11 protein-coding genes are annotated in these 9,084 nt (G+C 40.9%); 7 read left to right on the top strand and 4 right to left on the bottom strand.

Annotated elements, in window-relative coordinates; all coding sequences use genetic code 11:
* On the top strand, positions 1 to 1,071 hold a 1,071-nt coding region (locus VNZ46_RS14640; RefSeq protein WP_325560824.1), incomplete at its 5' end, for a HAMP domain-containing sensor histidine kinase.
* Here the strand turns inward: VNZ46_RS14640 and VNZ46_RS14635 are convergent.
* Positions 1,068 to 1,757, bottom strand: a complete 690-nt coding sequence (locus tag VNZ46_RS14635) for an MCP four helix bundle domain-containing protein (RefSeq protein ID WP_325560823.1) — start codon at positions 1,755 to 1,757, stop codon at positions 1,068 to 1,070. The two genes, VNZ46_RS14640 and VNZ46_RS14635, sit on opposite strands and share 4 nt — an antisense overlap.
* A gap of 23 nt (positions 1,758 to 1,780) precedes the next feature.
* Positions 1,781 to 3,229: an ATP-dependent DNA helicase gene (locus VNZ46_RS14630; protein ID WP_325560822.1), complete on the bottom strand. Its 1,449-nt coding sequence runs from the start codon at positions 3,227 to 3,229 to the stop codon at positions 1,781 to 1,783.
* A gap of 52 nt (positions 3,230 to 3,281) precedes the next feature.
* On the opposite strand from VNZ46_RS14630, the gene VNZ46_RS14625 reads away from it, so the two are divergent.
* From VNZ46_RS14625 to coaD, 3 genes are read left to right on the top strand one after another with little or no spacing between them, the layout of a single operon-like run.
* Entirely contained in the window at positions 3,282 to 4,109 is an 828-nt protein-coding gene (locus VNZ46_RS14625) for a DUF3822 family protein (protein ID WP_325560821.1), read from the top strand.
* On the top strand, positions 4,100 to 4,645 hold the full coding sequence (locus VNZ46_RS14620) for an RsmD family RNA methyltransferase (RefSeq protein ID WP_325560820.1): 546 nt from the start codon (positions 4,100 to 4,102) through the stop codon (positions 4,643 to 4,645). Before VNZ46_RS14625 ends, VNZ46_RS14620 begins: the two co-directional genes overlap by 10 nt.
* Entirely contained in the window at positions 4,642 to 5,103 is a 462-nt protein-coding gene (coaD, locus tag VNZ46_RS14615; RefSeq protein WP_325560819.1) for a pantetheine-phosphate adenylyltransferase, read from the top strand. The genes VNZ46_RS14620 and coaD overlap by 4 nt, the downstream gene beginning before the upstream one ends.
* Here the strand turns inward: coaD and VNZ46_RS14610 are convergent, their stop codons facing one another.
* Complete coding sequence (locus tag VNZ46_RS14610; protein WP_325560818.1) at positions 5,104 to 5,715, bottom strand: NUDIX hydrolase; 612 nt, start codon at positions 5,713 to 5,715, stop codon at positions 5,104 to 5,106. It lies immediately after the preceding gene.
* Between VNZ46_RS14610 and pyrE the strand changes: the two genes are divergently transcribed.
* Positions 5,714 to 6,373 (top strand): orotate phosphoribosyltransferase, encoded by a 660-nt coding sequence (pyrE, locus tag VNZ46_RS14605; protein WP_325560817.1) that lies wholly within the window; start codon positions 5,714 to 5,716, stop codon positions 6,371 to 6,373. The two genes, VNZ46_RS14610 and pyrE, sit on opposite strands and share 2 nt — an antisense overlap.
* Positions 6,374 to 6,379: 6 nt before the next feature.
* The gene (locus VNZ46_RS14600) at positions 6,380 to 6,778 is read left to right on the top strand and encodes an SRPBCC family protein (protein ID WP_325560816.1); all 399 of its coding nucleotides are present in this window, start codon (positions 6,380 to 6,382) and stop codon (positions 6,776 to 6,778) included.
* Between the two features lie 44 nt (positions 6,779 to 6,822).
* On the opposite strand, the gene VNZ46_RS14595 is transcribed toward VNZ46_RS14600, so the two are convergent.
* Positions 6,823 to 8,040 carry an MFS transporter gene (locus VNZ46_RS14595; protein ID WP_325560815.1) on the bottom strand — a complete coding sequence of 406 codons (1,218 nt, stop codon included), beginning with the start codon at positions 8,038 to 8,040 and terminating at the stop codon, positions 6,823 to 6,825.
* A gap of 227 nt (positions 8,041 to 8,267) precedes the next feature.
* Here VNZ46_RS14595 and VNZ46_RS14590 point away from each other — a divergent pair.
* The coding region (locus tag VNZ46_RS14590; RefSeq protein ID WP_325560814.1) for a Clp protease N-terminal domain-containing protein at positions 8,268 to 9,084 on the top strand (817 nt) is incomplete at its 3' end.

Below are 9,084 nucleotides of genomic sequence, written 5' to 3'. Positions count from 1 at the left end.
CGGCAGAAAAAGAAACTCTTTAAGAAAACAATTACCTTACTTTTCGTTTTCTTCATCATTTCCATCACCTTCTCTACCAGTTATATCGTTTCTCTTCACAACACTAAAAATACCTTAATGATGCTGTTGGTCGGCATTGTAACGGTGAGCATTTTCTTTTTGCTGGAGCTCTGGGAAGTGATTGGTTTTTCGGTCTATATCATTGTGCTTTTTATCATAAGCATCAGTATTTCATCTTTAAATATTCAGGAAAAGATATTCAATGTCATTGTCTCCATTGTCCTTGCCTTTGTACTCTTTGGCTTTTCCCGTTACAGTTATTACTTCAAATCCCAGCATTTTTTCCAGGTTAAACAGCTGGAAGAAAAGAACCGGGAGGTAGAACAACTCAACCGCCAGAAGGGCGAAATACTTGGCTTTGTGGCGCATGACCTGCGCAATCCTTTAAGCAACATTGAAGCGTTAAGCACGATGATGCTGATGGAGGAAGAAGTTCAGAAAAGCGTAAAGGAAGAAGTCGAAATGGTCCTTGATTCCGCCAATCAGGCAAAAACCATTATCAACGATTTACTGGAGGTTATCCAGGAAAGCAATACCAACACCTTGCTACCGAGGGAAGAAATCAATCTCTCTTCTTTCCTGGACCAGATTGTAAAAACCTGGCAAATGAACCTTAGCAGCGAGCGGAAAATCAATTTACAGACTGAGAAAGCGCCGGTTTACGCCATGGTCAATCCTTCAAAATTTTTGAGGGTCATCGACAATCTGATCGGAAATGCTTTAAAGTTTTCCCCTTACCATGCACCGATTCATGTTTCGCTGGAAACAGAAGATGCACAGGCAATGATCACCGTGAGAGATTTTGGCATTGGGATACCACCGGAATTACTTGATAAATTATTTGACCAGTTTTCCAAAGCCGGGCGATCGGGTCTGCGTGGAGAAAAGTCTATTGGCCTTGGGCTCCACATCTGCAAGCAAATCATTGAACAGCATCAGGGCGACATCCTGGTCAACAGCACAGAAAATAAAGGCAGCAGTTTTATCGTCCGTATTCCTCTCCTTGCTTAATTCAAATTAAATCTATCGTTTTTAATGTTCGCTACCTTTGAGGTGAGTACAAGATTTACAATCATAATACCAATAAAAATAGCCAGGCATACTTGTGCAGTAGAATACAATTTACTCCCCGAAACGATAGACTCCGACTCCCGGATCAATTCCTCCCCCGCATCTGTCTGTATCCGGCTCAGCTCAGATAATTTTTCTGAAATATTGTTATAGGCTGTTTTCCCCGAGGCTTCAAATAGATGGCGTCCTTCTGCCAGCGTATGTATTTCTGCCATCGTGATGATATTGTTTTCTATAAGGATTCCATCACGGAGCTTTGTTTTAAGATCAGCCAATTGGCTCTTTTCTTTTTTTATTAGAAAAGTACCTTCATATTTATGTACCAGTGAGTCTATATTTTTATTATAACTGCCTAGTTTCTTTTTCAATTCGATGAAACTGATCTCTACTGTCCGTTCCGGGTTTAAAGCCTCCTCCAGTAAATATCTCTTTGCATAGACATTCTCTGCCAGGAAAAACAGATCTGTTGCCGGTATCAAACGGTCGTGATACATGGAGACAAAAGCATTGCTCATATTTTTGATGCTCTTGTCTTCGAGCATCCGTATCAACATGGTGGAGCACATAATGAAGAACAAAAATGCCGCAATCTTCATTTTTTGTTTAAAGGAAAAACCAAATATCATAAGCACATCTTTAAAGCCGGTTTTTAGTCTTCCGCCGGAGTTGTAAATAAGTTCTGGGCAAAATTTACTAAAAATAATTCTCTTTTTGCCCTGGTTACCGCAGTATACAGCCAGCGCAGGAAATCCATATCCACCATATCGTCGGTCAGATAACCCTGATCAACAAATACGGCATCCCATTGCCCCCCCTGGGCCTTGTGACAGGTCACCGCATAAGCGAATTTAATTTGCAAAGCATTATAATATGGATCTTCTTTAATCGCGGCGAACCTTTCTTTCTTTGTTTTTATGTGTTCATAATCTAAACTCACTCCCTCATACAGCTTTTTACTATCTTCATAAGAAAGATTTGGCGTTTCTCCGGTCAGGGTATCCAGAAGTACTTTACAGGTGATGGCACCCAGTTCCGGATAATCCAGAAACTCCATTTGCACCTCACTGAAACGAAGCCCATAGCGTTCTTCTTCGTTTCTGACCCTGGTGATCCTGGCCATATCGCCGTTAGCAATGAAAGATGCAGACTCATTTTCCCCGAGCCAGAAATAATTGTTGCGGACGACCATAATCTGATCTCCACCGGTCAGTTCTTCTTCACGGTACAACAGCCTTGCCCTGATCTGCTGGTTATACACATTGGCCGATTTATTAGACCTGCACACCACCAGACAGTTCTCTATATCGAACTTACTGTAGGCATACTCTAATCCTTCGACCAATTTTACCCCGGTCATCCTGAAAATATCTTTATAAGACTTGGTGATGAATTTGGGAAGTTCTATTTCCGGAACTTCACCAAGTTCTTCCTTTGCCGTATAATCGTTGATCAGCTTCCTGAGCATAGTGGCATTGGCCAATATACCCGATTTTTTTTCCTGCCGGACCACTTCTTTGAGTTCTACATGCACCACATCGAGCAAGAAGCTTTCGGCCAGATGAACGGGGTTCAATGCCGGGCTATCCAAACTCCCTACCGGCGGAAGCTGGGCAGTATCCCCTACAAATACAACGGCACAATTCTTTTGGTTATAGACAAACTCCATCAGATCTTTTAAAAAAGAAGAAGCATTTTGACTGTTCCATTCATCGGCGATCATGGAGGCTTCATCAACAATAAACAAGGTGTTTTCCGCCAGGTTTGGTGCTGGCTGAAAAGCCATATCCAGGGCCACTGCCGAGCGTTTACGGTAAATTTTTTTATGAATGGTCAGCGCCTTTTTTCCGGTATAATTGCTCATCACTTTTGCCGCCCTTCCCGTTGGTGCAAGCAATACAGACCTCAGTTTAAATTGAGGAAGCGCTTTAACCAGAGCGGCCACAGAAGTAGTTTTACCGGTTCCGGCATAGCCCTTTAATACAAAACATTTTTCATCCAGCCGCCCTGATAAAAACCCGGCCATCCTGCTACAAAAAATCAGTTGTTCTTCTGTTGGCGGAAAGGGATAAGCCTGGGCTATAATCGTCACTTTATCCATTTTACAAATATGCAATGGTGTTGTTATAGAAAAAAGAATTAATTTTGTTAAGATGAATATTAAAAACAGCCTCCTGCTTTTGGATCCTCAATTTGATCCCAACACGGCACCGGATTGTAATTTACTGATAAAAATTACAAACGACAGCTTTTCTTATGCAATTATAAATCAGGAAAGCCAGCACCTCAAAGCCATCTTTGACCAGCAGGAATGCCCTAATATTTCGCAGACCTTACACAGTAATTTAAAGAACGATCCCTATTTGCAACATCCTTTCAAAACGGTAAAAGTTTCCGTTGCAACAGATAATTCTATTGCCGTCCCACCGGAATTATACCAACAAAAAGACATTCCTTCTTACCTGAATTTTTTTAGCAAAAACCATCGTAAGCAAGTTTATATACAGGAAAACAAAGATTTTAACTTCACCTCTGTATTTGGCTTTCAGCCCGAATTTGAAGACAGTCTGAACAGTACATTTGAAAATCCGGTTAAATTTGAACTCACCACTCCTGTGCTGGCCCTTGCTGCTGGTCTTAGTGATGGCTTGTTTCTGGACTTCACGGCTCGTTCCTTTACCGTCATTTATGTAACCGGCTCAAAGCTGATTTTCAAGAACAGTTATGAGATTGAAGATGCTGAAGAATTCAACTACTATCTACTCTTGATTTTAACACAGCTGAACATCGCAAGGGAAGAAACCCCGGTTTACATCAGCGGAATTATTAATGAAGACGACAGCAGACATCAAATACTGCAAAAGTATTTTAAAAAGCTTTCCTTTAACTTTCCACAGAATAAAAATGTAGACTGCACCATCCTGGATGATATGCCTATTTACTATTACAGCAGTTTATTAGCCATCGACCTATGCGTATAATCGGCGGCAAGTTAAAAGGAATCCGGATGAATGCGCCGGAGCGTTTACCGGTAAGGCCAACAACGGATATGGCCAAAGAAGCCTTATTCAACATTTTGTACAACTTGTACGACTTTGAAGAATGCCATGTATTAGATTTATTTTGTGGCACCGGAAACATCAGTATTGAATTTGCCTCCAGAGGGATTCCTTCTATTACGGCGGTAGACAAACATTCTGGTTGTGTATACTGGGTCAAATCTGTGATTGAAAAATACGATCTCCCGGCTATTGATGTGGTCAAAGCTGATGTGTTCAAATTCCTTGATCAACATAAAAAAACCCACCAGATTATTTTTGCCGATCCTCCGTATAACTTACCAACCATACCCCTTATTCCTCAGCTGGTCATGAAGAACAATTTATTAGCAGACAATGGAGTGCTGATTGTTGAACACCCTTCCTTACTCAGGCTGGAAGGACAACCGGGATATACAGAAACCCGCAAATATGGCAACTCCTCCTTCAGTTTCTTTGAAAAGATAGATATCCTATGAAAATAGCTCTTTTTCCCGGGTCATTTGATCCGATTACCATCGCCCATGTAGATATTCTGAAACGAGCACTGCCCCTGTTTGACAAAATCATTGTGGGTATAGGCTTAAACAGCTCTAAACAAAATTACCTTTCTGCAGAAAAGCGGCAGGAAATTGTAAGTGCAGTATTTACAGACTACAACAATGTGGAAGTTCAGCTTTATGAAGGTCTTACGGTAGATTTCTGCAGGGAAATTAATGCACAATATATGGTTAGGGGCATTCGTTCAGTAGGAGATTTCGAATACGAAAGGGCCATTGCCCAGATCAACCAAACCATGATGCCCGAAATGGAGACCATCTTTATCCTGAGCAAACCCGAATATTCGGCTATAAGCTCCACCATAGTACGCGATATTCTGCGTAACCATGGTGATGTGCATAAATTTGTACCGGCAGCCGCAATAGCTTACCTGTAATTAAATAAGTTTTCCTGCTTTAAGGACATCAAAAATCAACAAATAAGTATTCTTAAAGATCGGATCCAGTTCATGTTTCCCAAACCAGCCGGCTTTGGTAATTCCTTCTTCTTTTTGAGGGACGAGCTTGGGCTGGCCTTTAACGGTCATCGCGTACCAGTTGGTTTTCTTAAGTACAACTTTACTGCCCAACTCATAAACATGATAGGTTTTACATAGTTTTTCTTTATTACTCTGAATTTTGACACCGCACTCCTCTTCTACTTCTCTTAGTGCAGCGGCTTTCATCTTTTCATTTTTTTCAACCTTTCCTTTTGGCAAATCCCATTTTTTATTCCTGAAAATAAATAAATAATCGCCTGCAGAATTCCTTACAAGTCCACCTGCCGCTTTAATCAGCTGACATTTACTTTTCAGATTTTGAAAAGCAGCTTTCGGATCATCGCTTAGCAGCAGGTATTGGTTCTTTGAACCTTTGCCTAATTTTTTATAAAATGTTAAAAAATCAAAAGACTGTGTATCAATTTGTTGAATATCTTCATTTTGTTCCGGAGCAACATCTGCGATAAACAAGGTGTTATCGTTAATATATATTCTGTATTTTTGAGCCATGTATAATAAAAGTGATATTGAATTAAAGGTAGCTGAATTTCTGTTACAAATTAAAGCAATAAAATTACAACCTGCTAATCCATTTACTTGGGCATCGGGTTGGAAATCTCCAATTTATTGCGATAATAGGATTACGCTTTCGCATCCATCAGTTAGAACATACATCAGACAAAAGCTTACACAGCTGATCCAGGAGGAGTTTGGCTCCGTTGATCTGATCGCTGGCGTGGCTACTGCTGGCATTCCTCAAGGTGTGCTGGTTGCCCAGGAACTTGGTCTGCCTTTCGCTTATGTAAGGTCAAAGGCAAAAGAACATGGTACGGGAAGTTTAATTGAAGGAGAGATTGTTGAAGGACAGCGGGTAGTTGTTGTAGAAGATCTGATTTCTACGGGTAAAAGCAGTTTGCAAGCTGTTGAGGCTTTAAGAAAGGCAGGCCTGTCTGTTGCTGGTCTGGTTTCCATCTTTACTTATGGCTTTGATCAGGCAGATGAAAATTTTAAAGAAGCAAAATGCAGGTATTCAAGTTTGTCTAATTATGATACTTTAATTAAATATGCTGCTGAGCATAGTTTTATTGGACAGAATGATGTGGACCTGCTGACCAAATGGCGTCGCGACCCTTCAGGATGGGGACAGGAACTTGAACAATTAACCTAATATATAATGACTGTTATTGAAAGCTCTGCGGAGATCAATTTGCCTGTAGAAAAAGTGTATTCTTTTTTAGCTGACCTGAACAACCATCAGCAGTTAATGCCGGAGAATATTTACAACTGGTCTTCTACAGAAGACGAAGCTAGTTTTACCATACAAAATATGGCTAAGCTTGCCATTAAAATTTCAAGCCGCATCCCTAACCAGGAACTGATTGCAGTTCCTTCAGAAAAGGCTCCTTTTGATGTTGAATTAAAATGGACGGTAGCGGATAATGGCCATGGTGGTACTACAGCAACACATATTATTTCTGCTGATTTAAACATGATGATGAAGATGCTGGCCTCAGGACCATTGAAAAAACTAGCTGACCACCAGACAGAAAAGTTAGCGGAAATCTTAGGATAAGAACATATTAAAAAAATTAACAGGCCTGTTGATCTTCAAGATTGTCAGGCCTTCATTTTTTTCATCACCCAGTAAAACCCCATTGCGGTGAACAACAATACAGCTCCGGTCCCCCACCATAAAGTTTCAAAACCAAATGCTGCCGCAATCCTGGTTCCGATAAAGGGAGAAAATACGTGAGCAGCAGATACAGAAAGGGCGTTGATCCCCATATAGGCACCCCTGGTTTTCAAAGAGGATCGTTTTAACGTAACGGTGGCCATAAATGGCATAGCCAGTATCTCGGCCAGGCAAAGTACAAACATTGCAGTATACAATACCCAGATACCGGAAGCCAGGTTAAGAATAATAAAAGAAAGGGCACACATCAATGTACCATTGACGATAATAGCCATAGAAGACATTCTTTTTTCGGCAATATGAACCAGCAACATCTCCAGGGAAAAGACCACTACCCCGCTAAAGGCCAGGATCACGCCAATATCTGCTTCGGTCATTTTATAGACTTCCCTGTAGTATAAAGGCAAAGTACTGAGCAACTGGAAAAAGCAGATGGTAAAAATACAGCAAAACAGACTAAACAGCATAAATGGCAGATCCTGGTAAGGGGATAATTTTTTTTCGTTCCCTCCTGCATCAGCTGCCACCTCTTTAGGTTGTTCCTTTTTCTCGTTTCCTCTCCTTTTTCTAAAGTAAATAAAAAAGAGTACGGCCGATAAAAATGCAGCAACGGCATTGCCATAAAACAGAAATGTATAAGATACCGCTGCGAGGAAACCACCTAAAGCAGGACCAATAGAAAAACCAAGATTCATAGCCATTCTGTTCAGCGAAAATGACCGGATCACGTTATCGGGTTTAGAATAATAGGCAATGGAAACTGAGTTTGCAGGCCGGAAGGTCTCCGATATAATACTTAATACGAAGACACCTAAAGCCAGTTTGAATACGGTGTTTAATTCCGGAAGCAAAAAGAACATCGGCACCGTAAAGATTAAACTGAACAGCTGCACTTTAAAATGGCCCGCTTTATCGGTAAGCCATCCGCCAAGGAAAGAGCCCGCTACAGCACCGATGCCAAAACAACTCAAAACGGTACCGGTATCTTCCAGGGAAAAACTAAGGTGGTTAATCATGTATACGCCAAGAAAAGGGATCACCATTGCCCCACTCCTGTTGATGAGCATCACCAGGGCCAGCATCCATGCAGGTGTAGACAAACCCCGGTAAGCATCTAAATATAAACGTATAAATTCCTTCATAAATCCCTTCTTTTAACTACCCGCCTACGGTGACTGCAGCGGAACAAATTTAGAAAGATTTGAAAGCCCGGGAGAGAAAAAACCCTACTCACAGATCTAACAAGACATTTTTTCAGTACAAAACGCTAAAAATCAGCAATTTAGACAGTAATAAAACAAATTTACAGACAAAATTTCCGATCTGATATCAAACAACAATATGGCATTTTGTTTGTTTATCACTTGCTATGAACTTCAACAACTTTACTATAAAAGCCCAGGAAGCAATTCAACAGGCTTCCGAAATAGCTCAAGGCAATCAGCAACAGGCTATTGAAACAGCTCACCTGCTTAAGGGTTTGCTGAATGTTGATGAAAATGTGGTTTCTTATGTGCTCAAGAAGCTCAATGTGAATATTAACCTGCTCAACCAGCACCTGGATGCGCAGATCGCTAAATTTCCCAAGGTAAGTGGCAGCAACGTTTACTTATCTTCCGGTTCTAATTCAGCATTGCAAAAAGCGCAGTCTTATTTGAAAGAATTCAAAGATGAATTTGTATCTGTTGAGCATGTGTTATTGGGTTTACTGGCGGTTAACGACGACACATCTAAACTATTAAAAGACCAGGGTGTAAACGAAAAAGATCTCAAAAAAGCAGTAATGGCTTTGCGCGGCGACAACCGCGTAACCGATCAAAACGCAGAGGCCACTTACAATGCACTGAATAAATACGCCAGAAATTTAAATGAATATGCCGAATCTGGCAAACTTGACCCGGTAATTGGCCGCGACGAGGAAATCAGAAGAGTAATTCAAATCCTTTCCAGAAGGACCAAAAACAATCCAATCCTGATTGGTGAACCTGGTGTGGGTAAAACAGCCATTGCAGAAGGAATTGCTTTCAGAATTATTAAAGGTGATGTTCCGGAAAATTTAAAGACAAAAACCGTCTATTCTTTAGATATGGGGGCCTTAATTGCAGGTGCCAAATATAAAGGTGAATTTGAAGAGCGTTTGAAAGCTGTAGTTAAAGAGGTAACACAAAGCGACGGAGACATTATTT

This window comes from Pedobacter sp., from assembly GCF_035566355.1.
Lineage (GTDB): Bacteria > Bacteroidota > Bacteroidia > Sphingobacteriales > Sphingobacteriaceae > Pedobacter.
This window is presented reverse-complemented; position numbering and strand designations above follow the sequence as displayed.